The sequence below is a fragment of the Xenorhabdus thailandensis genome (assembly GCF_037996785.1).
Taxonomy (GTDB): Bacteria; Pseudomonadota; Gammaproteobacteria; order Enterobacterales; family Enterobacteriaceae; genus Xenorhabdus; species Xenorhabdus griffiniae.
The window spans coordinates 97,239-121,452 of record NZ_JBBMXF010000007.1 but is presented as its reverse complement, the minus strand read 5'-3'; the positions used below and the strand labels follow the sequence as shown (position 1 = coordinate 121,452).

At 41.6% G+C, this 24,214-nt stretch carries 24 protein-coding genes and 2 pseudogenes; 13 read left to right on the top strand and 13 right to left on the bottom strand.

The genetic code is table 11. The features are described from left to right. Positions 1-681: 681 nt before the first annotated feature. Positions 682-804: pseudogene (locus AAC853_RS03020) on the top strand (RNA 2'-phosphotransferase); the annotation flags it as partial. 46 nt (positions 805-850) lie between these two features. Beyond that, positions 851-1,474, top strand: coding sequence for a LysE family translocator (locus AAC853_RS03015; RefSeq protein WP_338883578.1), 624 nt, complete (start codon positions 851-853; stop codon positions 1,472-1,474). A gap of 76 nt (positions 1,475-1,550) precedes the next feature. Here the strand turns inward: AAC853_RS03015 and AAC853_RS03010 are convergent, their stop codons facing one another. The 4 genes from AAC853_RS03010 to argF all read right to left on the bottom strand — a co-directional run bounded on the left by AAC853_RS03010 (position 1,551) and on the right by argF (position 6,558). After that, positions 1,551-2,540, bottom strand: a complete 990-nt coding sequence (locus tag AAC853_RS03010) for a D-cysteine desulfhydrase (RefSeq protein ID WP_340613661.1) — start codon at positions 2,538-2,540, stop codon at positions 1,551-1,553. 22 nt (positions 2,541-2,562) lie between these two features. Beyond that, positions 2,563-3,987 (bottom strand): Na+/H+ antiporter NhaC family protein, encoded by a 1,425-nt coding sequence (locus tag AAC853_RS03005; protein WP_338883574.1) that lies wholly within the window; start codon positions 3,985-3,987, stop codon positions 2,563-2,565. A gap of 46 nt (positions 3,988-4,033) precedes the next feature. Beyond that, the gene (locus tag AAC853_RS03000; protein ID WP_338883572.1) at positions 4,034-5,179 is read right to left on the bottom strand and encodes a trans-sulfuration enzyme family protein; all 1,146 of its coding nucleotides are present in this window, start codon (positions 5,177-5,179) and stop codon (positions 4,034-4,036) included. Positions 5,180-5,544: 365 nt separating this feature from the next. Continuing rightward, positions 5,545-6,558, bottom strand: coding sequence for an ornithine carbamoyltransferase (argF, locus tag AAC853_RS02995; RefSeq protein WP_340614153.1), 1,014 nt, complete (start codon positions 6,556-6,558; stop codon positions 5,545-5,547). Between the two features lie 231 nt (positions 6,559-6,789). On the opposite strand from argF, the gene rraB reads away from it, so the two are divergent. Further along, positions 6,790-7,212, top strand: coding sequence for a ribonuclease E inhibitor RraB (rraB, locus tag AAC853_RS02990; protein ID WP_338883570.1), 423 nt, complete (start codon positions 6,790-6,792; stop codon positions 7,210-7,212). Between the two features lie 82 nt (positions 7,213-7,294). On the opposite strand, the gene AAC853_RS02985 is transcribed toward rraB, so the two are convergent. From AAC853_RS02985 to AAC853_RS02975, 3 genes are all read right to left on the bottom strand, one after another. Then, positions 7,295-7,798, bottom strand: coding sequence for a GNAT family N-acetyltransferase (locus AAC853_RS02985; protein WP_340613660.1), 504 nt, complete (start codon positions 7,796-7,798; stop codon positions 7,295-7,297). A gap of 81 nt (positions 7,799-7,879) precedes the next feature. Beyond that, positions 7,880-8,086: an RpnC/YadD family protein gene (locus tag AAC853_RS02980; RefSeq protein WP_340613659.1), complete on the bottom strand. Its 207-nt coding sequence runs from the start codon at positions 8,084-8,086 to the stop codon at positions 7,880-7,882. Positions 8,087-8,223: 137 nt separating this feature from the next. Further along, positions 8,224-9,186 carry an Rpn family recombination-promoting nuclease/putative transposase gene (locus tag AAC853_RS02975; RefSeq protein ID WP_340613658.1) on the bottom strand — a complete coding sequence of 321 codons (963 nt, stop codon included), beginning with the start codon at positions 9,184-9,186 and terminating at the stop codon, positions 8,224-8,226. A 464-nt stretch (positions 9,187-9,650) separates the two neighbouring features. Between AAC853_RS02975 and AAC853_RS02970 the strand changes: the two genes are divergently transcribed. The 3 genes and pseudogenes from AAC853_RS02970 (at position 9,651) to AAC853_RS17760 (ending at position 12,074) form a co-directional block, all read left to right on the top strand. Then, the gene (locus tag AAC853_RS02970; protein ID WP_340613657.1) at positions 9,651-10,499 is read left to right on the top strand and encodes a PrpF domain-containing protein; all 849 of its coding nucleotides are present in this window, start codon (positions 9,651-9,653) and stop codon (positions 10,497-10,499) included. 43 nt (positions 10,500-10,542) lie between these two features. Then, positions 10,543-11,666 (top strand): annotated as a pseudogene (locus AAC853_RS02965) (ISAs1 family transposase). Between the two features lie 24 nt (positions 11,667-11,690). Continuing rightward, the gene (locus AAC853_RS17760) at positions 11,691-12,074 is read left to right on the top strand and encodes a PrpF domain-containing protein (RefSeq protein ID WP_422824189.1); all 384 of its coding nucleotides are present in this window, start codon (positions 11,691-11,693) and stop codon (positions 12,072-12,074) included. A 94-nt stretch (positions 12,075-12,168) separates the two neighbouring features. On the opposite strand, the gene AAC853_RS02960 is transcribed toward AAC853_RS17760, so the two are convergent. Beyond that, entirely contained in the window at positions 12,169-12,348 is a 180-nt protein-coding gene (locus AAC853_RS02960) for a hypothetical protein (protein ID WP_338883563.1), read from the bottom strand. Positions 12,349-12,432: 84 nt separating this feature from the next. Between AAC853_RS02960 and AAC853_RS02955 the strand changes: the two genes are divergently transcribed. Together AAC853_RS02955 and AAC853_RS02950 are read left to right on the top strand one after the other, a co-directional pair. Beyond that, a complete protein-coding gene (locus tag AAC853_RS02955) occupies positions 12,433-13,020 on the top strand; it encodes a TetR/AcrR family transcriptional regulator (protein ID WP_340613656.1) in 588 nt (195 codons plus the stop codon). A 210-nt stretch (positions 13,021-13,230) separates the two neighbouring features. Next, positions 13,231-13,992 carry an IS5 family transposase gene (locus tag AAC853_RS02950; RefSeq protein WP_340613462.1) on the top strand — a complete coding sequence of 254 codons (762 nt, stop codon included), beginning with the start codon at positions 13,231-13,233 and terminating at the stop codon, positions 13,990-13,992. A 454-nt stretch (positions 13,993-14,446) separates the two neighbouring features. Here AAC853_RS02950 and AAC853_RS02945 read toward each other — a convergent pair whose 3' ends face one another. Genes AAC853_RS02945 through AAC853_RS02935 form a run of 3 tightly spaced genes read right to left on the bottom strand, consistent with a single transcriptional unit; the run spans position 14,447 to position 16,707 of the window. Continuing rightward, positions 14,447-15,220, bottom strand: a complete 774-nt coding sequence (locus AAC853_RS02945) for an amino acid ABC transporter substrate-binding protein (protein WP_340613655.1) — start codon at positions 15,218-15,220, stop codon at positions 14,447-14,449. 37 nt (positions 15,221-15,257) lie between these two features. Further along, positions 15,258-16,022, bottom strand: a complete 765-nt coding sequence (locus AAC853_RS02940; protein WP_338883558.1) for an amino acid ABC transporter ATP-binding protein — start codon at positions 16,020-16,022, stop codon at positions 15,258-15,260. Continuing rightward, positions 16,000-16,707: an amino acid ABC transporter permease gene (locus tag AAC853_RS02935; RefSeq protein WP_338803893.1), complete on the bottom strand. Its 708-nt coding sequence runs from the start codon at positions 16,705-16,707 to the stop codon at positions 16,000-16,002. Before AAC853_RS02935 ends, AAC853_RS02940 begins: the two co-directional genes overlap by 23 nt. Before the next feature lie 256 nt (positions 16,708-16,963). On the opposite strand from AAC853_RS02935, the gene AAC853_RS02930 reads away from it, so the two are divergent. Beyond that, positions 16,964-17,725, top strand: a complete 762-nt coding sequence (locus AAC853_RS02930) for an IS5 family transposase (RefSeq protein ID WP_340613458.1) — start codon at positions 16,964-16,966, stop codon at positions 17,723-17,725. Positions 17,726-17,752: 27 nt separating this feature from the next. Here AAC853_RS02930 and AAC853_RS02925 read toward each other — a convergent pair whose 3' ends face one another. Continuing rightward, on the bottom strand, positions 17,753-18,520 hold the full coding sequence (locus AAC853_RS02925; RefSeq protein WP_340613654.1) for an amino acid ABC transporter substrate-binding protein: 768 nt from the start codon (positions 18,518-18,520) through the stop codon (positions 17,753-17,755). Positions 18,521-18,862: 342 nt separating this feature from the next. Here AAC853_RS02925 and AAC853_RS02920 point away from each other — a divergent pair, with 342 nt between their 5' ends. The 4 genes from AAC853_RS02920 to AAC853_RS02905 all read left to right on the top strand — a co-directional run bounded on the left by AAC853_RS02920 (position 18,863) and on the right by AAC853_RS02905 (position 21,182). Then, positions 18,863-19,543, top strand: a complete 681-nt coding sequence (locus AAC853_RS02920; RefSeq protein ID WP_340613653.1) for an AzlC family ABC transporter permease — start codon at positions 18,863-18,865, stop codon at positions 19,541-19,543. Further along, positions 19,540-19,875: an AzlD domain-containing protein gene (locus AAC853_RS02915; RefSeq protein WP_340613652.1), complete on the top strand. Its 336-nt coding sequence runs from the start codon at positions 19,540-19,542 to the stop codon at positions 19,873-19,875. Before AAC853_RS02920 ends, AAC853_RS02915 begins: the two co-directional genes overlap by 4 nt. A 279-nt stretch (positions 19,876-20,154) precedes the next feature. Continuing rightward, positions 20,155-20,265, top strand: a complete 111-nt coding sequence (gene xyeA / locus AAC853_RS02910; RefSeq protein ID WP_338803890.1) for a XyeA family cyclophane-containing RiPP triceptide — start codon at positions 20,155-20,157, stop codon at positions 20,263-20,265. A 17-nt stretch (positions 20,266-20,282) separates the two neighbouring features. Further along, positions 20,283-21,182, top strand: coding sequence for a pepsin/retropepsin-like aspartic protease family protein (locus AAC853_RS02905; protein WP_340613651.1), 900 nt, complete (start codon positions 20,283-20,285; stop codon positions 21,180-21,182). A 124-nt stretch (positions 21,183-21,306) separates the two neighbouring features. On the opposite strand, the gene AAC853_RS02900 is transcribed toward AAC853_RS02905, so the two are convergent. Next, entirely contained in the window at positions 21,307-24,204 is a 2,898-nt protein-coding gene (locus tag AAC853_RS02900; protein WP_340613650.1) for a valine--tRNA ligase, read from the bottom strand. Positions 24,205-24,214: the final 10 nt, after the last annotated feature.

Below are 24,214 nucleotides of genomic sequence, written 5' to 3'. Positions count from 1 at the left end.
CGGGTAATAATTAAGCTAAATTTCAGTTCTTTAGACATTTATAGTTAACAAAAGAGTTAAAGAACAATGCTGACATTTTAAGTGCAAATATTAATCAAAGTATGTTCTCGCCCTGCCGTGAAGCGGGGAAAAATCAGGCTTCATACCGTGTCGTAAATTGCAACTTGAAGTTTAATGCGTATAGGTATCATATTTTCCTTACAACATTTTTATTTAACAATAAATGTGGCGAAATCTGTGGCCAAATCAGTATTTGGAAATATTTCCCGACATTCCGCCAATAATCGCGGGCAATCCTCAATTCTATAGCGTCTGCTAATATGCGTAGCGATAAAGTGTTTGACCTGAGCATCACGCGCCAATGTTGCGGCTTGTTTAGTTCTATATTGTTGTTCTCCTGTCTATTGCTTTTCTGTTAAAGTCGAATACTTTCCCAATCAAGACTGAAGCAGGCAAGGTACTTGTCGGCATCATTAGACTGTTTTTTCTGTTGGTGGGAAACGGCAAATAGTTTGCTAATTGCTTCCAATAAGTTGCAGGATCCACGGCAGACTTTAATCACCGTTTCAATTTATTGGCGTAAGAGAATAGGTACGCTAGTAAGAATGTGGACAAACTGAGTACCCGTTGATCCCAAAAGCAACATCACTGGTAACCATCGTCAATTGAGATTTTGTATCACAGAACGGTAAGATGGTTATCCTGAAAATTGCAGTTTATTTGATGTATGAACAAGGCTTTGAATTTTACCAGGCAGATAATGGTGTTTGGTTGACAAAAATGGTGCCTGTTAAATATATATAAGTATCATTTAACATTATTACCCCTGTTTTTTTATTCGGAGATAAATATGACAGTTATGGACTCTCTGCTCGCCTTTACAGTAGCGGCGACCTTGCTCACATTGACCCCTGGCCTGGACACCGCGTTAGTTCTGCGAACTGCAACGGTGGAAGGGAGTAAAAAAGCTTTTCAGGCCGCTCTTGGTATTAATACGGGATGTTTTATTTGGGGTGCAATGGTGGCATTTGGCCTTGGCACATTGATTGCTGTATCAGAACTGGCATTCAACATATTAAAATGGTGTGGCGCATTGTATTTATGCTGGTTGGGAGTTCAAATGATTTGGCATCCCAAAACAGATCTTGGAGGGGAGATATCTTCTTCCGTTAAGGAGCAGAATTGGTTTATCAAAGGAATGTTAGGAAATGTACTGAACCCCAAAATGGGTGTGTTTTATGTTTCATTCCTGCCACAGTTTATTCCTCAAGGGCATTCACCCACTTTATGGACATTTAGTTTAGTGGCGATCCATGTATTACTCGGCACCTTGTGGTCATTGTCGCTGATTTATGCCACCCGCCCGTTTTCCTATCTATTACGTCGTGAAAATGTCATCAAGTGGATGAACCGCGCGACAGGCGGATTATTTTTGTTGTTTGCGTTTAAGTTAGTAATGAGTAGTCGGCGATGATTTTGCCAAGTGTGAGCCAAAAAACTTCATAAAATTGGAAAAAACAGCCAAAAAGATAGCTGTTTTTTCTGTAAAGTTAGATTGCGTTTATAGAAGAATAAGAAAACAATGCAGGAGCCCCACCTGTATGAACAAAAAGCAATGGCTTCTGACTTTCGATGGTGTTATTCAGTACGTTATCAATTAATCCCGCCATCGCTTTTCCGGTATAGACGGGATCTAATAAAATACCCTCTTTTTGTGCTAATAGCGTAATGGCTTCTGATCCTGGCTTATTTGGCATGCCATACATGGGAGCGAAATAATTATCCCACAAAAGAACATCTGGGCAGGTTGTTTGGCCTAAGAGCGAGCTGATTTCTTGCTGCAATTGACTGACTTTCGGTGCTTGCTCGCTTGTAACACGTGAGACGGTAACGCCAATAACAGGTGTTTGTGGTAGTACGGAGTGTAACCCGATAGCTAACCCTGCATGTGTACCTGCGCTTCCAGAGGCGACAATCACGGCAGCAAACTCCACGTCTTTTGGACGCTGCTCAGCTATTTCTAATGCACAACGCACGTAACCCAATGAACCAAGGGCATTGGAACCACCGACAGGCACAATATACGCATCTTCGAGATTGAGTTGATCAACCAATTCTTCCATTTGCTTATTTGGATCGGTTAACTCATCACACATGACGCATTGGGTACTGAATAATTCCGTCAGTAATTTATTACCATTATTGAGAAAATTATTGTCCTGGCTTTGAATTGGATTTTCTAATAAAGCGACGCATTTTAGTCCATATTTCGCCGCCATAGCGGCTGTTTGTCGTACATGATTTGATTGAATTGCGCCAGCGGTAACAATAACTTTAGCCTTTTTTTGTAATGCGTCGGCAATAAGATATTCCAGTTTGCGTAATTTATTCCCACCCATTGCCAGGGGAGTCAAATCATCTCTCTTAATATAAATATCGCGCCCTAAATAGTGGGATAAATTTTCCAATTTATCCATTATCGTTGCAATTTTTAGTAAATCAATGCGGGTAAAATTTGCTAAATTTTCTTTTAAAGACATATTATCCTCAGCGGCTTGCCAGTTAATAAGTAAAGCCTAAATAGAAATAGATAACGAGAGCGAAACTTGCAGTAACCAATGCATATGGCATTTGAGTCCGAATATGTTCAATATGGTCACAATCTGTTGCCATTGATGCAACGATAGCATCGCTGGAAATTGGCGACGTCATATCACCAAAAATGGAACCCGCAATTGCGGCACCGATCATATATTCAGGAGGCATACCCACTGAAATACCTAGCTGTACCCCAATGGGGATCATAATTGCAAATGTCCCCCATGAGGTACCTGTTGCTAATGACATGATGGAACTAATCAGGAAAATAAAACCGATGGAAAAACCAGCCGGAATAATACCAGAAGTCATTTGTGCAATATAAGCACCGGTATTTAAATCAGCAGAAACGTTACCCATTAAGAAGGCTAATACCATGACAGAGCTTATTTTTATCATGCTGGCATAACCAATATAAAGCTCTTTAAAAAAACTTTCCATGGTTAAAACACGACGTAATAAAAACCAGAAAAAAGAGATCGTGGTTCCAAATATAACACTCCAATAGATAGAGGTTGAACCGCTTCCCTTACTCAAATCACCATCACCTGTAATGTAGAGAGCAAGAGGGAGCATTAATACTGTCGATAAAATAGGTATAAAAAAGTTTAATGAAGTATGGCAGTTGGGGTGTTCAATAATATCATCATTATCTTCGCTGTGCTTATTTTCAATATCACTATTCAAATGTTCATGTAAGGCTCGAGTTTCTGCGGCTTTCATTGGCCCCCAAGAAAAATTAGAAAAAATATAAAATAAGACAGAAGCCAGTGATAACCAAGCCATAATATTATAAACCATAGATCCAGCCAGGATATCGAATGGCTCACCGTTGATTAATCCCCTGGAAATCTGTACACCGATGATCCCCATCATTGCAGCACCCCAACCATTAATCATGGCAGAAGAACAAACAGAAACACAGGACGTCTGGATAATGTAAGACATTTTTTCTGGTGGAATAGCGTAATTTTTGGCTAATTTCTTGGTTGATGCTCCAGCAATTAATTGGTTAATTGAGCTTTCAATAAAAATTAATGATGTAATGATCATTGCCAAAAATTGAACAGATTTTTTATTTTCAATCAGTTGTGTCTTGTTAGTGAGTAAACGCACTAAAGATCGCACGCCCCCTGTAACAACCACAAGCCGCATTATGCCACCAATCATCAACATAAAAATGATGGTTTTTGTATTACCTGAAGAGGAAAAAGTATCAATAATACCTTCAATAGTTCCTTGTATACCTAAAATAACATTATGGTTATTAATGACAGTAAAACCAACTAATATACCGAGTAGCAGCGATAAAATAACCTGGCGGGTAAATATAGCTAAAATAATTGTGACAACAGGGGTGATAATGGTCCAAATACCGTAATCATTCATTTTTTTACTCACCTTATTTTATTGTTATTTTTTATATTAAGTAAATTTATTCTAATGCTTGTTCAAGGTCAGCTAATAAATCGCGAATATCTTCGATTCCTACTGATAAGCGTAATACGGTATCATAAATACCAATTTCCTCACGTTCTTTTTTTGTCATTGAGCCATGTGACATAGTGGCAGAATGGTTAACCATGCTCTCCACACCACCGAGAGATTCTGCTAAAACAAAATAGCGTAGCTTGTTTACAAACCTCTTTGTATCCTCTAGTTCACCTTTTAATTTGATCGTAACGACAGCACCACCTGCGCGCATTTGCTGCTGGCAAATGGAATAGTGCGGGTGAGTGGGTAAACCGGGATAATAGACTTGTTCAATTTTGGGATGGAATTGCAGAAAATTGGCAATTTCAAGTGCATTAGCACATTGCGCTGACATTCGTAACGCTAATGTCTTTAATCCACGTAATGCTAAATAGGCATCAAAGGGAGATGCAATGGCACCAGTGGTTGTTTTTAGGAAATCCAGCTTATTGGCTAAATCATTTCGATTTGTAATAACCGCTCCTCCAATCAAATCCGAATGGCCACCGATATATTTACTTGTGGATAACATGACAAGATCTGCCCCCAATTCGAGTGGTTTTTGATTCCATGCGGTTGCAAATGTATTATCAACACAAGTTAAGATATTGTATTTTTTTGTGAATGTACAAATACGTTTAATATCAACTAATTCTAATAATGGATTAGTTGGGCTTTCTATCCAAATTAATCGAGTATTATCTTTTATTTTATCCTCAACTTCATTGAGATTATTTAAATCGACATAGTCAAATTGGTGACCATTATTTTCAATGGCTACCCGTTCAAATAAACGAAACGTGCCGCCATAAACTCCTTTCATCGCAATAATGTGGGATTCTTTAGGTAACAAGTTTAAGACTAAAGCCGCGGCAGCTACACCAGAGGCGGTTGCAGTTGCATAAATACCATTTTCTATTTCGGCTAATAATGTTTCATAGGCATAACGTGTTGGGTTACTGCAACGGGAATAACAATATTCACCCTGTTCAGAGAGATCTTGTTGTACAAACGTACTAGCTGTTGTAATGGGAGGGAAAATAGCATGGTTTTCTTTGTCCTGCTGTTTTCCACCATGGATTAATGCTGTAGCTATGTTTTTTGTCATTCTTATAATCCTATAAATTGATTATCAATATTTTTAGGGGGAGTATCACATTACTGAAAAAGAATATGGCATAGAGGGATAAAAAAATTTTTCCAAAAAGTAACTAAATTTGTTTAATTTAGAGAAATTTTTTTCCAAATTTGATAATTTTCAATATAAATCAAATTGTTAAATTAATATTGTTTAATGTGATGACTATCAATATATTGGAAATTTGTACATAGTGATAGAGTTATTTTCTGATTTTTAACTGAAAGTGAGTGAAGAATACCCAACTTACTTGAAGATACAAGATCCAAGTAAGCTGGGTATATTGGCATTTTGATTTTTGCCAATATGCGCGGACGCGAAATATAAATCAACGATTACAACACGAGGTTTTCTACTAGTGTTGCTACCATTATGGCCTTAATGGTATGCATTCGGTTTTCAGCCTGATCAAACACAATGCTGTGTTTTGATTCAAATACTTCATTCGTGACCTCCAGACCACCATATAAATTGAATTCCTCTGCCAGCTGCTTACCAAGTGTTGTTTCTTCATCATGGAAAGCAGGCAGGCAATGCAGGAACTTCACTTCTGGGTTGCCTGTGAGTTTCACAACATCCATATTGACTTGATAAGGCTTCAGTAATGCAATGCGTTCTTGCCAGGTCGATTTGGGTTCTCCCATTGATACCCAAACATCGGTATACAGAAAATCGACCCCTTTTGCTCCTTGCGCAATATCTTCTGTCAGGGTGATCTGGCCGCCTGTTTTCTCTGCCTGTTTTTGGCATTCCGCAACTAAATTTTTTTCCGGCCAACATGTTCTTGGAGCAACCAAACGGAGATCTATCCCTGTCAATGCAGCCGCTTCCAGCAGAGTATTACCCATGTTATTACGGGCATCACCCAAATAGGCAAATTTGATCTCAGAGAGTGGCTTTTGGCTGTGTTCCTGTATTGTCATTAAATCAGCCAATAGTTGGGTTGGGTGGAATTCATCCGTCAGGCCATTCCAAACCGGAACACCTGAGTATTGCGCAAGTGTTTCGACAATTTTCTGGTTATAGCCACGGTATTGGATGCCATCATATAAACGCCCAAGTACCCGTGCGGTATCTTTGATGGATTCTTTGTGCCCGATCTGGCTGCCGCTTGAGCCTAAATAGGTAACGTTGGCACCTTGGTCATGGGCTGCGACTTCAAATGCGCAGCGTGTACGAGTAGAGTCTTTTTCGAAAATCAAGGCAATATTTTTCCCGGTGAGTAAGAGAGATTCAGAACCTGATTTTTTATTCGCTTTTAATGCATGAGAAAAAGTTAAAAGGATACCAATTTCTGCGGGAGTAATGTCAAGTAATCTTAGGAAAGAACGCTTAAAAAATGGGTTCATCATGCATTGTCTCCATTAGGCAATATTGAATTTATATTCATTATATATCGATAAAAAAATGCAATTACAAGCCCTGTGTGCAGAGTTTATAGGCGTGAATGTATCAAGACAGGTTATAGATCAGCCGCTTAGTTATGTATTTCTTTTTGAACAAATTGGATAGATATATCCTTTGTACATAAAAGATGGGAGAATGCAAAATAAGACAGCCAACTGACAGAGGGGATTGGCATGGCAGACCCACATGCTTTAGAAGAACAGTGTGAAGAAACTCGCTTGATCATCGAAGAATTATTGGAAGATGGCAGTGATCCGGATGCACTCTATATTATTGAGCACCATTTTTCGGCAGAAGACTTCGACCAACTGGAAAAGGCAGCCCTTGAAGCTTTCAGGTTAGGCTATGAAGTGACGGATGCAGAAGAGCTGGAAACAGAAGACGGTGTTGTTTTGATGTGTTGTGATGTGATCAGCGAAAGTCGTCTGGAAGCTGAATTGATCGACGCACAGGTTGAGCAGCTCATGGATCTGGCTGGAAAGATAGGTGTAAATTACGACGGTTGGGGAACGTACTTTGAAGACCCTAATGCGCCTGATGATGAAGATGACGGTGATCTCTTTCCCCCTGAGGACGATGAACCCAAACTCCATTAAGATTTTGAGGATTGCGTCAAACCAACAAATTGCCCCACTTAAACCGTGGGGCTGACTATCTTTAATTGAAAGCTATATAGCATCATAATGCTTTGAGCATCCTGACTTCACAGTCGCTGTGGCCTGTATTACCAAGAGGCTTATCAAGATAGCTGAAGCCCAGCTTTTCATACAAGGCAATGGCGGCTTTCAGATTCTCTGTCGTTTCCAGATAGCAGCGTTTAAAGCCTTGCTCTGTGCCAAATTCGAGAGATTGCTTCACGATTTGCTTGGCAATACCTTTTCCACGTAATACCGATGAAAGGTACATTTTCTGTAATTCGCAAGTATCACCATCACCACCAGCCAACGGAGCAATACCGCCACCGCCAACGACTTCGCCATCCATTTCAACCACCCAATAAGCGCTGCGTGGCTGGTTGTAAACTTCGTACAGGGTATCCAGTATTGGATCAGCGACGGCAAAACCTTTGTCTGCGGTTAAGCCATGCTCAGCAGAAACCTCACGGATCACAGCGGCAATGCTTGCATTGTCTTGTTGAGTGATGAGGCGAATAATGTAATTGTGTGTTGTTTTTGTTGTCATTATTTTCTCTTTATATTTTTATTACTTCATCTACCCGCAAAAAATGCGGGTAAGAGAATGCGAAAAGGGAATAATGAGGGATTATTGCAGGGAGGGCAGTTCTTCATGGCTTAGGCCAGTACTTTCCATAATCAGTTTGATACTAGCGCCATTTTTTAACAAGTTACGTGCTATTTCGAGTCTCGCCTCACGTTGACCTTTTTCTTCCCCTTGTTGAAGACCCTGCTGCACGCCTTGTTGAAGACCTTCTTTCCGGCCTTTTTCGTGTAATCGTTGAGCAATAGTCATAATCACCTCCTGACGACTATCTGTCTGTTTAATCAGCTGCTGGAGTACTTATACAAAATGCGGTGCATCTATTAAATCCTCTTACCCGCTTCCAAAACGTGGGTAAGAAAACACGAAAAAAGGATAAAGATGAGAGGTTATTGCAGGGAAAGCAGTGCTTCACGGCTCAGGCCGGTACTTTCCATAATTAGTTCGATACTAGCACCATTTTTTAACAGGTTACGTGCTATTTCGAGTCGTGCATCACGTTGACCCTTTTCTTCCCCTTGTTGCACGCCGCGTTGAAGACCTTGTTGCATACCTCGTTGAAGACCTTGTTGAAGGCCTTCTTTCCGGCCTTTTTCGTGTAATCGTTGAGCAATAGTCATAATCACCTCCTGACGACTATCTGTCTGTTCAATCAGTTGCTGGATAATCTGTTCAAAATGCGGTGAATCCATCGTGTTAAACAGGTAATGAAGAATAGTGACCACATCATTGTCACTATTATAATTGTGCTTAAGGGCCTGTGCCAATAACGCGGTCACGGCCTTAAACCCTTCCCGCAAATTTTTATGCTTCATCGCCAGTTCCATCACGGCGATTTTGCGATGATTCACCAGTTCATTATCATCAATCACAGTGACATCGACTAACGGAAATGGATTAAAGTATATCTCTTTCGCCAATTCGGGCAACGGAAAGCATTGCGTCCAGGTTTGCTGGAAAGGATAAGGGCTGCGCTCACCGTGGTAAAACAAGACGGGTACAACCAGCGGCAGTGTCTTGTTTCCCTGTTGCAGATGCTGATTCATCGCCATAAAAGAATAATGCATCATTCGCCATGCCATTATTTTATCTGGGGTAGACTGGTGTTCAACCAGGACATAGATATAACCCTCCCCTTGTTGCGTTTGCACCGAATAGAGGACATCCGACATTCTCGAACGTAACTGTTGATCGATGAATGACGAGTTGGTTAATGTTAATGTGCTAAGATCACATAGTTGCTTGATTTTTTCCGGTAGGTGGATGTCAAAAAAATCTTTAGCGTTTTCAATCTGAGTCATAAACCCTTTGAAAGCCGCATCATGGGGTGTGGATGTGGTCTTTTTATTCATTATATTCACCCGTCAACTTTTGAGTTCTATTGATTATAACTACTTTATTTTGATGAAAAATATAATAACCACCTATATATATCTTACACTATATAAATAAACCTCATTTAACCTGATATTAATAAAAAATCAATCAAAATAATCAACGCATTAATCGTATTATTAAAAATAGTCGTAAAAAATTGGGGGCTGGTGGATGCTATTTTTATCAGGGCAGGATATATGGCCTGAATGCTTTTTATGACTATGACTTTATGGAGTAAATTATTATCCTTATTCTTTTGTCCCATCCTCGATTCTTGAGTCATTCACGCTATTAAATTCCCTGGCATTATTAGTGACAACAATCTGTTACTAATAAATAGAATCCTTGTTTCTGTTTTGTTTATCATTAATGCAATATATTTTCTCTGTTTCATGAGGTTATTAAATAATAGCAAAACTAACTTAGTCATAGTAATAATATGAAAAAATTATCTTTTCCTATTCGTATTCCTCTCTATTATGTGAGAGGCGGAACTTCAACCGGTATCGTTTTATTACAAAAACATCTACCAGAAAAAAAAGAACTCAAAGAAGAAATTATTAGACATATCATGGGTGTGCCTCTTGAAGGAAAAAATGAAAATAATAAACAACTACAGGGGTTGGGTAGGGAAACGACAACCAGTAATAAAGCTTTTATTATTGATATCGATTATCAAGCTAAAAAGGTGATTAGCACTTTTGCTCAACTTGAAAAAGAGAGTAGTACCGTATCGTGGGAAGTTAACTGTGGAAATATGACCTCATCAATACCCTTGGTAATAAGAGATCTCCCAGAAGAAAAGTTGTTAATGCCCGATGGAAAGTTAAGTATTTATAATACAAATACCAATAAAAATATTGTGTGTACGATGCCGAATGTGTCACCTAAATACCAACTGGCACATATACCTGGTGTAGTGGGTGATTTTCCTGAGATTAATGTATCATTTGCAGATCCTGCATGTTCAAAAACAAAAGCCCTTTTTCCGACAGGAAATTTGATTGATAAAGTGAATGGTATTCCGGTCACGTGTATTGATGTCGCTGTACCTATGATTATTATCAATGCAGAAAGTTTGGGAATTTCGGGTTACGAAAATCCCAATGAAATTAAAAATAATCAAGTATTACAAGAAAAAATCATGCAAATCAGGTTAGAGATGGGGATTAAGATGGGCATTCGTCAGAAAAATGGAACAGTGATGAATGAAAAGGATTTAGCAGAATCTATCACCCAGGGTGAGAGCGTGAATTTTTTGTTAACAAAATTTAGGGTTGACGGATAAGAAAAAACATCATCTCATCCTTCTTTTTTTAGGAAGTATTCTCATGAGCATCGATGCCTTTTCTCAATATTTCAGTACGTTAACAGACCCTCGCCAGTCGTCTAAGATCAGTTATCCTTTGTTTGATATCCTTTTTCTGGCAATTACATCCATCATCGCCGGCGCGGAAGGATGGGAAGATATTGAAGATTTCGGCGAAACGTATCTGGACTGGTATCAAAAAAAATCACTTTTCCCGAATGGAATACCGGGACATGATTCTATCGCTCGACTTATTTCTCGTCTCAATCCTGTTGAGTTTCAGCACTGTTTTATCCAGTGGGTTCAAGGGATTAATGAACGTTCTGAAGGGGAAATTATCGCCATTGACGGGAAAACATTGCGGGGAACTTATCACGGCAAGGATCGGCAGTCGATGTAAGTGCGTTTGCCACCCAGAATGGCGTTGTGATGGGGCAATTGAAGACAGACAAAAAGTCCAATGAAATCACTGCGATCCCTAAATTACTCCGTTTGCTGGATATCAAAGGCTGCCTGATAACGATTGATGCGATGGGATGTCAAACGAAGATTGCGGAACAAATTGTGCAGCAAGAAGGTGACTATCTTCTGGCGGTGAAAGGCAATCAGGAAACGCTGTATCACGCCGTCAAGAAGGCGTTGTCTGCGCAAGTCTCAGCAGTGAGTCATGCCGAAAATATCACGATAGAACAAGGGCATGGTCGTATAGAAGCGCGTGAATATCATGTATTGTCTGCACAAGCGTTATCCCAACCATTTCCTGAATGGAAAAACTTAAAAAGCATCGGCGTAGCAATCGGGTATCGAATTAATAATAAAGGAAAAGAGTCGCTCGATTATCGTTATTACATCAGTTCAGCGGAGCTAAACACGGATAAATTTGCGACCGCTGTCAGGAGCCACTGGGGGATCGAAACACGATTACACTGGGTTCTTGATGTCACTATGGGAGAAGATGCTTGCCTTATCCATCGGGGAGAATCGGCTGAAATATTGGGATGTATGCGTCATATCAGTGTCAATATGTTGCGGGTAGAAACAACCAAAAAAGTGAGTATTCGCCGAAAACAACGGTTTGCGAGCATGGATATTAACTATCTGGACAAGGTATTAGTCGCAGGATTTAAGGTATTGGGCAAGAAGTGAGCATTCACGCTCTTGCCCTGATCTATCACCCAACCCAAAGTCGCCATTGTTGCACCTCCTTTATCCAAAGGAGATATTACTATCAGGTATCTCACGCCCAAAAACGTTCATTTATCTGTCGCGGTATCCGGTGGTTGCTGCTTAGCTGCTGCTTGCTGTTTTCCCGGAACGGTTGCCAGTCATCTTTATTATGCTAATAGGGTTAACGGTCACTCTACTGTGCGGATTGAGCATTTGTCTGGGATATCCAAGTTTAGTATCACGCATGATGGTGACTATATAAAGTATGCAAGTGCGCAGAGAAATGCCCAAATTCTGATGAAAGGTGAATTTTTTATTTATAATCCTAGTGATGAGTTAGAGGAAATAATGCGAGTAGTTTCTATCACTTCTTCAAGGATGATGTAAGTGACGCACTGCCTGCAACGATAGTGGTATCGTTGAGGCGAAAATGATGGGATGAGTTTGACGTGTTGTATATGTTTTACTTCTTCGATATTACTTAAGTTGGCTGGCAAAGCCCGAGCTTGAATACCCGCGATCGCCATTGCTTCTCCGCAAAGTCCAAATGTTGTGCGTTGCGAGCAATAATAACAACAGGATGTCCAGCCTTACCAAAACGACGGGTAACAGTACGCGAGATTCCTAGACTATAACCACAAATTAGTATAGTGTGCTTCACAATTTAATATCCAACCATAAAGTTGGAATTGGTGTAGTATGGTTCTAGCAACGATAACCACTGATAGAGGAGAAAATACAGACGATGGCTTGGGATATCGAAGGAACAAAATGCAAGATTTTGACAGCAGCAGTAATAGAATTCGCTCGCTTTGGTCCTGATGGCACCACGGTAGAAAAGATTGCTAGATCGGCTGGTGTAAATAAAGAGCGCATTTACAATTATTTTGGCGATAAGCGCGCCCTATTTTCGGCCGTACTACGCAGCGAACTAGCCAAGGTTGCACAGGAAGTCCCTATTACGTCTTTCGCCGTTGAGGATATTGGGGAGTATGCGGGTCGAGCTTACGACTATCATAGCAGACACCCGGAACTGAGCCGCCTTATGCGCTGGGAAGGCCTGATTTTCGACGGTGAGGTTCCGGATGAGGAGCAGCGACGTGAATACTATGGCTACAAGGTCCAGGCTGTCGCCGATGGGCAGCAGCAAGGTATGCTTACACAAGCCTTGGAGCCTGACCATTTGGCGTTTCTGGTATTGGCACTGGCTGGGTGGTGGTCGGCTGTACCCCAAGTGGCGCGTATGTTAACTGGTTCCGAAAGCCAGAAAGAACACGACAGGCGTCGAGCTTCTGTCGTCGAGGCTGCTCGGCGTTTGGCATCCACTCCCTAATTTCTCTGGTGCGTTGTAACCCCACCCTCCAGAGGTTGTCGCAAAAGTCACCTTAGCCTTTTGCGACACCATTTCTTATCCAACATTCAGATTATTGAGACTTTATTTCAATAACGTATTAGGGCGTGTTGACGTTTTGAAAGGGGAATTTGAACAGCATGATGATCTGGTATCATTGTCTTCGCGAAAAAACCATTACTCCAGCTCATCATGCCAAGAACAATGTTATCAAAATCTTTATGGAATACGCTAGCTGTATTGATGCAACAACATGGATGCATTTACTACAAAGAAGAACATTACCTAACTTTCGAAGGGATACTTTATCGAATGAGAACGGGATGTCCGTGGCGGGATTTACCCGAGGAATTCGGAAAATGGAATACCCTTTTTAAGCGTTTCAATGCCTGGTCAAAAAAAGGGGTTTTTGCGCTATTATTCAAATTATTATCTGAGAATACGGATACCGAGTGGTTATTCATTGATGGCAGTATTGTGCGTGCTCATCAACACAGTTCAGGAGCCGTATCACCGGAAGATGAAGCCATTGGCAAGAGTCGGGGTGGGCGTTCTACAAAAATTCATTTGGCTGTAGACAGTTACGGGCTGCCCGTGCATTTTGAGCTGTCAGGGGGCCAAACACATGACATTGTCCATGCGGAAAGTTTAGTTGCACATTCACCCACATCCGATTTTGTGATTGCGGATAAAGGTTACGAGAGTAACGTGTTCAGAAGATTCGTTGAAAAACGAGGTTCGAAAACAGTGATTCCTTATCGAAAAAACAGCCGAAAATCAGATAAGAATATTGATGATGTTTTATACCGTTATCGGCATTTGGTCGAAAATGCGTTTGCCAGAATAAAACATTTTCGAGCTATTGCGACAAGATACGATAAATTAGCCCGAAATTATGCCAGCATGTTGGCGCTGGCATTTGTCATGATATGGCTACCCATGTGGGTTGAGTAAATGATAAACGGTAAACGTCAACACGCCCTAGCTTCTTCCCGTTAGGGAAAAATTCAGGTTATAGGTATTTGTGATAGAGGATCCAGCCTGTTTTTCTATAGATTCAAATTCTGATTGATACCGTTCTTGAACTGATAAAAAGATATCCATATGTAAATTAAACGAATATGCCTTTGCATCATTTTTATCTTTAAGCATATCGATAATATATAAAACGGAATGTTCATTCATTGCCTTATGGCAATTATTGAAAATATCAATGTTCATTTGTAGGTTATTTGGGTTTCAGTGAAATAAATTTAATCATAAGTTTTTATGGCGTTTTATTAAATGGTTTAGTATATTTAAATACATTAATTAATGATGGTGATTTGTGAAGGGGTATTGTTCTTAAATATAAATAAAGCGGCCTAATATAATAAAAGTGCCGCCATATTCTCAAGCAAAGAAAATTTTATTTGGAAATATCTACGCCAAAATATTTCTCAGAGATACGGGCATACGTACCGTCATCTTTTATCTCTTGCAATGCTTTATTCACTGCTTCCAGTAACTCTTCGTCCCCTTTACGCAGTAATACGGCTGATTTACTTGCATCGGTTTGTTGGGCGACAATTTTTACCGGTGCATTAGGGCGCTGTTTTTTGAAGTCAAGGAATGACAGACGATCATTGAGTGTGGCATCAGCGCGTCCGGTCACGACCAGATCAATGGCCTGGTTAAAGCCATCTGTACTGACCAAACTTGCGCCGTAAGACGTTGCCAGTTGCCCGTAATTGCTGGTCAATGATTGGGCTGAGCGTTTACCTTTAATATCTGCGAAGGCTTTAATATCACTGCTATCGTTACGGGTTATCAACACAACCTGAGAAGTCGTATAAGGAATGGAAAAACTGTATTTCGCTGCCCGTTCGGGGGTGACGCCGACTTGGTTGATAACCGCATCAAAACGTTTAGCATCTAATCCGGCAATCAAGCCATCCCATTTAACTTCCATAAATTCAGGTTTGACGTTCAAACGTCGGGCAATTTCCCGGGCGATATCCACGTCAAAGCCGATTAATTTATTGCTGGCATCGTGGTAAGTAAAAGGAGGATAAGTGCCTTCCGTGCCAATCTTAAAGATGCCAGAGGCTTTGATGGCATCAAAATCTTCGCCGGCATAGCCAGGGGCAGAAATAGCAAGGGCAGTCGCACTCGCCAGTAATAAATTCAAAATTTTTTTCATCGTGTTTCTCCGAATAAATAATGTACGTGACTGCTCGCTATATTTCCCAATCCGGTAAGGTTTCTGTCAGGGTTGAGATAAACTCGACAGTTCGCACCTTACTGGGGCGGGTAAAGAGGGTTTTTGCCGTACCCGATTCAATAATTTCACCAGATTCCAGAAATACGACATCATGAGCAAGATTAGCAGCCAGGCGCAGATCATGCGTTGCCATTAACATGGTCGTACCTTCTCCTGCTAATTGTTTCAAAACCGAGACGACTTCTTTCGATAATTCGGGATCAAGCGCCGAAGTCGGTTCATCGCACAGCAGCACTTTGGGGGAAGGTGCCATCGCTCTGGCGATGGCCACACGCTGCTGCTGACCACCTGACAGTGTGGCTGGCCAAACATCCGCTTTGTGGGATAAGCCGACTTTTTCCAGCAACGCCAACGCCCGTTCTCTGGCGCGTTCGCGGGACCATTTCTGTACCCAAATCAGCCCTTCCATAATGTTTTCAATCACAGTCAGATGCGGGAAAAGCTGAAAGTTCTGGAATACCATGCCGGTTTGCAGGCTAAAACGCTGAATTTCTCGATGCGGCAATCGCTCCTTACCCGTAAAAGTGATCTGCTCTTTGCCAATTTCCAGCTTGCCCGCCTGTGGGATCTCCAACAAGTTAATGCAACGCAGCAAGGTACTTTTACCGCTACCGGAAGGGCCAATCAGTGCCGTTAGGCTGCCTTCTTTAATCGTCAGGTTAATATTTTTCAGCACCTTCTGTCCGTCGAAACTTTTTTCAATGTTGGTAAGCTGAATCATTTTTGGCTTCCTTATGGTTGCTGCTGTTTTGCTGAGCGAATTTCTTTTCCAACCGCACTTGCAGTGCCGATAATACTGAACTCAAAAGAAGATAAAGAATGGCGGCCTCGGTATACAGGATTAACGGTTGATAAGTGACGGCAGCGATGCGCTGTGCCGCTAGAAACATTTCTGGCACGGTAATAACAGAAGCCAGAGAGGTGTCTTTTACCAGCGAAATAAAGGTATTGGACAAGGGAGGAATCGAAACCCGCGCCGCCTGTGGCAGAATAATCCGACGCAGTGATTGCCACCAGCTCATGCCGATAGAGTGAGACGCTTCCCATTGCCCTTTGGGAACCGAGATTAGTGCGGCACGGATCACTTCTGAGGTATAGGCACCGACATTTAGGGTAAAGCCGATGATGGCAGAGGTGAACGCATCCAAAGTAATGCCCGCGCTAGGCAGGGCGTAGAAGATCAAGAATAATTGAACCAGCAGAGGCGTACCGCGAATCAACCAGACGTAAAACCGAGCGATAGCAACCAGTGGTTTAGGGCCATATAGCCTAATTAAAGCAACGATAAACCCCAATGAGATCCCAAGTACGAATGTAATCAGCGTGAGGGGAATAGTGAATGTCAGGCCGGCGTAAATCATCGGCCATAGAGAATCCAACGCTAAATTGAGCCATGATGGGGTCATAGAACCTTCCTGATAGATATTAAAAATATGTTTATTTTTTATAGGGTTGTTTTAATGATGATATGGCAAGAAAAGGTGAACTCTATATACAATAAAGTTATAGCTTAGAACCTAAGATTTATTTTAAAAGCCTATTCCATTAGGCTCTTATTTTCATTATTGATTAGGGCGTGTTGACGTTTCGTGGAGGGAAGTTTGAACAGCATGATGATCTGGTATCATTGTCTTCGCGAAAAAACCATTACCCCAGCTCATCATGCCAAGAACAATGTTATCAAAATCTTTATGGAATACGCTAGCTGTATTAATGCAACAACATGGATGTATTTACCACAAAGACGCGCATTACCTGACTTTCGAAGGGATCCTTTATCGAATGAGAACGGGATGTCCGTGGCGGGATTTACCCGATGAATTTGGCAAATGGAATACGCTTTTTAAGCGCTTTAACGCCTGGTCAAAGAAAGGTGTTTTTGAATTATTATTCAAATTGTTATCTGAAAATACAGACACCGAATGGTTATTCATTGATGGGAGTATTATCCGCGCTCATCAACATAGCTCAGGGGCAGCTTCAACAGAAGATGAAGCCATCGGTAAAAGTCGAGGTGGACGTTCGACTAAAATTCATTTGGCCGTAGACAGTTATGGTTTGCCTGTCCATTTTGAGCTGTCAGGGGGTCAAACGCACGACATTGTACATGCAGAAAGTTTGGTCACCCATTCACCCGCATCCGATTTTGTGATCGCGGATAAAGGTTACGATAGCGGTACTTTCAGAGATTTCGTTGAAAAACAAGGTTCAAAAACGGTCATTCCCTATCGAAAAAATAGCCGAAAACCCGATAAAAGTATTGATGAAGTTTTATACTGTTATCGGCATTTGGTCGAAAATGCGTTTGCCAGAATAAAACATTTTCGAGTTATTGCGACAAGATACGATAAATTGGCGCGAAATTACGCCAGTATGTTGGCACTGGCGTTTGTCATTATATGGTTACCGATGTGGGTTGAGTAAATGGTGAACTCAAAACGTCAACAGCCCCTAGTCGCTTTCGGCGAAATATTTATCCCAGATACGTTGATAAGTCCCATCCGCTTTTATCTCAGTAATCGCTTTATCTACTGCGGTTTTTAATTCAATGTCATTTTTACGTAATAACACAGCAGATTGTGCTGCCTGGGTATCTGCGGCAACAATTTTTACTGGAGCATCCGGGCGATGTTTTTTGTAATCGAGGTAAGAAAGTTTATCGTTGATTGTTGCATCTGCACGGCCTGTGCTCACCAAATCGACTTCCTGATTAAAACCATTCGTGCCGATAATGTCGGCGCCATAATGTCTGGCGATCTGGGCAAAGTTATTGGTCAAGGTATGTGCCGATTTTTTCCCTTTTAAGTCGCTAAATGTCTTAATATCGTTGTTATCTTTTCGGGTAATCAGTACAGCTTCTGAAATCACGTAAGGCAGGGAAAAACTGTATTTTTTCTCGCGTTCCGGTGTAATAGCGATTTGGTTCATCACCGCATCGAAACGTCCGGCATCAAGCCCACCAATCAAGCCATCCCATTTACCTTCAATAAATTCAGGCTGTACTTTCATGCGAAGTGCGATTTCACGGCCGATTTCCACATCAAATCCGGTCAGTTTTCCAGAGGTGTCATGATAACTGAATGGGGCATAGGCGCCTTCAGTCCCAATCCTGAATATGCCTGTGGAATGAATGTTATCAAGGGTAGATTGTGCATAAGAGAAGTGGGTGAAACCCAATTGAATAATGCCCGCTAATAATATATTTAGTACGGCTTTCATGTTATCTATTTCTCCAAGAAGGAATTATTGTTTTTAAAATTATTTTCACTATAGCGGTAATATCATAAGCCTTATATATAAAATAAAGTTATATCATATCCTGATGTTACTGCTGATAAATTAGGGTCATATTGATTATCGTTTAATTATATTTATCATAAGCTATACCAATCTAACTTCAAGATGCATGTGATTTCTCCCCGCGAAGCGGGGAGCAATCAGGTTCCATATCGTGTTATGAATTGCAACTTGAAGTTTAATGCGTATATATCAGCTTCTCAGTTACCCTAAATATAACGCTAATATAGGTGCCAAGTGTTGAATTCACTCCTTCGGAAAGGCATGGTTGATTCTTTACCTGTTTGTATCTCTTTTTTCTTTATTTTTACTTCAATTGGTGCGCTTTATCAAAGTCACGGTATCCCATTAATGGAAACGTTGGTCGGATCATTGTTGATATATGCTGCACCGTTACAAGTGGCTGCGGTTGGTTATCTGGCTGACGGGGCGATACTTTCTGTTATCGTTTTAGCATTTCTGATTAACTTCCGCTTTTTCTTGATGGCGATGGTGATGTCGCAATATTTTCGTGGCATCCCTAAGCGAAATATTTTGCTGTCGATGTTAGGATTTAGCGCCAGCACTTATACGGTGACGCACGCACATCTCTCTGCGGAAAATATCACGGATGGGAAATCCCAATTTCATTTTTATTTGGGTGTTGCTGTACCCTGTTTTGTGATCACCTTCTGTGCCACGTTGTTGGGGTATATTTCAGCCGAATATCTGGATTATGATTCCTTTTCGCTGTTCCTCGTGATGTTGGTTCCTGTCCATTTCTCCTCCTTGACTGCCAGGCGTTCAGGCAAGGATATGTCTGTTCTGGCAACGGTCATGGGTGGGTTATGTGCACCGTTATTGAATGAAGTGGATATGAAATTAATCGATCTGATAGTCCCAATTTTATGTGGGATAGGGATTGCGTTCATTGAACAGAGAATCAGACAGGATAGAAGATTATGATGCTGTTGATCGTATTGATGGGATTAATCAGTTTTATATTAAGGGCTGCCCCTTTTTTGATGAATGATAATCACTTATTAAAGGGAAAGCGTTTTCTCATTACCGCGCTAGATTATGCCATCTGTTTTATTCTGGGGACGATTATCGTTAATATTTCATTGAATAATCTGACTCTAAGTGAATTAATTGCACAATTTAATATTAAATATCTATTTGCCTTGATTACGGTAGTATTGGCTTATTTTATCAGTAAATATACGCATTCAATCTTAAAGAGTTTGGGGTTTTCTCTGCTGTTTTTTATGTTGATGCAGTGGTTGTTTAATTCCTGAGAGGGTATCTGAGTTCTGGTTAAACTGTCACCAAGGTATTCATTTCTCAGTGAGTAATATTTAGTGACAGTTTATTCTTTTTAAGGCAATAAAAAATGACAAGATTGCGCATCACCGTGAAACTTAATACTGTTATGTAATAATTCTTATTGTGACTAAATGGTATGCCAATCATTGTTTTTTTGTTTAATTTTTGTATATGTTGTTGGCTCTATACTCCAGGAGTCATCGCGAGTTCCGGCATGGCATCTAATTTAAAAAATAAAATGAGGAGATATCATGAGAAAATTACAACGTGAAATAGCAGAAAACAAAGCCCAACTAACTAATTCAGATAAGAATAAAACACAGCGCAAAGAACTCAGAGATAGCCTGCTTATCCGAAAATAAAAAATTGAGTTACAACAATGATAAAATTTAATTATTGGTTAGCAATACTTTCATTTTTTGCTTTTGCCACATTTTCAGAAAGTTCTTTTGCTAATATAAAAAAATCAGTAACACTAAAACTGAATTTTGATGAATACTCTGTCCCTTATTCAACATTTATAATTGATGGTCAATCAGTATATGCAATGGTTGATACCAGCTCTATGGGTTTTCATCTTTATAAATCTCAGATAAATAAAATAAAAGGACTTAAAAAAGAAAATACTTATTACAGTACAGATTTAGCCGGAAAAACTCAGGGAAACATAAAGTATCTGGCTCACTCTCTGGACGTAAATAATATGATCTTTAAGGATGTGATCGTAACTCCATTTAAGCAATGGGGACTATTGGTTTATAACAAAGGAAAATTACCAAATACACCTGTTGTAGGCCTCGGCGCTTTTAAAGATAGACAGATAACACTGGATTATATATCTAATACATTAACTATAGCGGATAGTATTACTGGTAAAAAGAAGAAGGTTCCAAAAGGTTTTACAGAATTTCCTTTCCAAATATCCTCTGAAGGAATGATGTTTTATGTCGAGCAATCCAGCCATAAATACCGTGTGATTCTGGATACGGGGGCTACAGTCTCTATAATATGGCGTGAGAGACTTAAGTCCTACACACCTATAAGCTGTCTCTCGGTTAATCCGCAAATGGATAACAAAGGATGTGAAGCTACAATACTCACAATGAAATCGACAATTGGAAAACCGGAGCAGTTTAGTGCAGTCATTGTTGATGGGCATTTTCAACATATGGGAAAAATTGACGGCATTATAGGAAACAGCTTCCTTAGAAACCGAAAAATAATTATAGATTTTAAAAATAAGAAGGTTTTTATTTCTGATGAGCATCGGAAAGAATAAAAATTTAATTTATTGTGTCGAAACTCTGCAACACAAAAGATAAGGATGGCTTGGTGAAATTACAAAAAAGCCACTGCAAACTTAATCACAGTGGCTTATATGAACAAATCTCAACTAAGAAAAATTACAGTGCAGCGATAGTCTCTTTCTGCGTCAGTAGTTTCTCTTTTGCGGCATTGTTGGTCGCCAGGCGTTCGCGCTCTTTGGCAACAACGGCTTCGGGTGCACGGCTGACAAAACCTTCGTTAGCCAGTTTGGCTTCAATACCGCTGATCTCTTTATCCAGCTTCTCGATTTCTTTATCCAGACGCGCCAGTTCTGCATCTTTATTAATCAAACCAGCCATTGGGATCAGCACTTCAGCCCCATTGATCAGTTTGGTGACAGAAACAGGTGCTTCTTCTCCTGCTGCCAACACAGTAACAGAAGAGAGACGCCCCATTGCCTGAATGAAATTGAGGTTTTCAGCGACACGGCGTTGTGCATCATGATTTGCATCACGTAGCAGAACTTCCAGCGGCTTGCTTGGTGCGATGTTCATTTCGGCACGAATGTTACGCACGGCAATGATCGCTTCCTTGATCCACTCCAGATCGTTCAGTGCCAATTCATCTGCTTTCGCCTGATCGAATTCAGGGAACGGTTGCAGCATGATAGTATCCGCATCAATACCTTTGACCACTTTCACACGCTGCCAGATGGTTTCAGTGATAAATGGAATGATTGGGTGTGCCAAACGCAGCAAACCTTCCAAAACTTCAATCAGGGTATGGCGAGCTGCACGGACTTCGGCTTCTGTCCCTTTGTTGATTGCCGGTTTGGACAGCTCCAGATACCAGTCACAGAATTGGTTCCAGGTGAATTCATAAAGAATGTTAGCGGCGATGTCGAAACGGTGAGTATCCAGCGCTTCACGATAGGCTTTAACGGTCTGGTTGAACTCTGCCAGGATCCAGCGATCTGCCAGTGACAGTGACATTTCACCACCGTTCTGCCCGCAATCCTGGCCTTCTGTGTTCATCAGCACGAAACGGCTGGCGTTCCACAGTTTGTTACAGAAGTTGCGATAACCTTGCAGGCGTTTCATGTCCCAGTTGATATCACGACCGGTAGAAGCCAGTGCAGCCAGAGTGAAACGCAAGGCGTCAGTACCGTGGGCTTCAATGCCTTCCGGGAACTGTTTTTCGGTACGCTTGCGGATTTTCTCTGCCAGTTGTGGCTGCATCATATTGCCGGTACGTTTTTCCAGCAGCTCTTCCAGCGAGATACCATCGATCATATCCAGAGGGTCGATAACGTTCCCTTTGGATTTTGACATTTTTTGGCCTTCTTCATCGCGGATCAGGCCAGTCATGTAGACTGTTTTGAATGGCACTTGTGGTTTGCCGTTTTCATCTTTGATGAAGTGCATGGTCAGCATGATCATGCGGGCAATCCAGAAAAAGATAATGTCGAAGCCACTGACCAGCACATCCGTTGGATGGAAGGTTTTCAGCGCGTCAGTCTGCTCAGGCCAGCCAAGGGTAGAGAATGTCCACAGGCCAGAGGAGAACCAGGTATCCAGTACGTCTTCGTCTTGAGTCAGGGTGATATCTGCACCCAGATTGTGCTCGCGGCGAACTTCTTCTTCATCGCGACCAACATAAACGTTGCCTTGTGCGTCATACCACGCCGGAATACGGTGGCCCCACCACAATTGACGGGAAATACACCAATCCTGAATATCACGCATCCAGGAGTAGTACATGTTTTCGTACTGTTTTGGCACGAACTGGATATCACCGTTTTCAACTGCTTCAAGCGCCACTTTGGCCAGTGGTGCAGTGCGAACATACCATTGGTCGGTCAGCATGGGTTCGATAACCACGCCACCACGGTCGCCGTAAGGGACCGTCAGGTCATGAGGTTTGATCTCAACCAGCAGGCCCTGTTTTTCAAATTCCGCCACAATCGCTTTACGGGCAGCGAAACGCTCCATGCCACGGTATTCGGCAGGAATATCCGTCGAGTAGATAGCGGAAACTTCGCCGTTGCTGTCGAAGACTTCTGCCGCTTCACGAATATCGCCGTCGAAGGTTAGGATATTGATCATTGGCAGGCTGTGGCGCTTACCGACTTCATAGTCATTGAAATCGTGGGCTGGGGTGATTTTCACGCAGCCAGTGCCTTTTTCCATGTCAGCATGTTCATCGCCAACGATAGGAATACGCCGGTTCACCAGTGGCAGGAGGATCTCTTTGCCAATCAGATCCTTATAACGTGGATCTTCCGGGTTCACGGCAACACCGGTATCCCCCAGCATGGTTTCGGGACGGGTTGTGGCAACAATCAGGTAGTCTTTGCCTTCTGCAGTCTTAACGCCGTCAGCCAGCGGATAGCGCAGGTGCCACATGGAACCTTTTACTTCACGGTTTTCAACTTCCAGATCAGAAATCGCCGTGCGCAATTTCGGGTCCCAGTTAACCAGGCGTTTGCCACGGTAAATCAGATCATCCTGATACAGGCGAACAAAGGCTTCTTTAACCGCTTTGGACAAACCTTCATCCATAGTGAAGCGCTCACGCTCCCAATCTACGGAGTTACCCAGACGGCGCATCTGGTTGGAGATATTGCCACCCGATTCTGCTTTCCACTGCCAAATCTTGTCAATAAAAGCTTCACGACCATAATCATGGCGGGTTTTGCCTTCTTCTGCCGCGATCTTACGCTCAACAACCATTTGGGTTGCGATACCCGCATGGTCAGTCCCTGCTTGCCACAGAGTATTTTTACCCTGCATACGTTGGTAACGCACCATGGTATCCATGATAGTCTGCTGGAATGCGTGTCCCATATGCAGGCTGCCGGTGACGTTTGGGGGTGGAATGACGATGCAGAAACTTTCGCGGCTGGTATCGCCATTCGGCTTGAAGTAACCACTCTGTTCCCAGTGGTTGTAAAGGGGTTGCTCTATCTCTGCCGGATTGTACGTTTTATCGAGAGATGGCTCAGATTGCGTTTGAGTAGCGGGTGTCTTTTCCATTGTGTCTTGA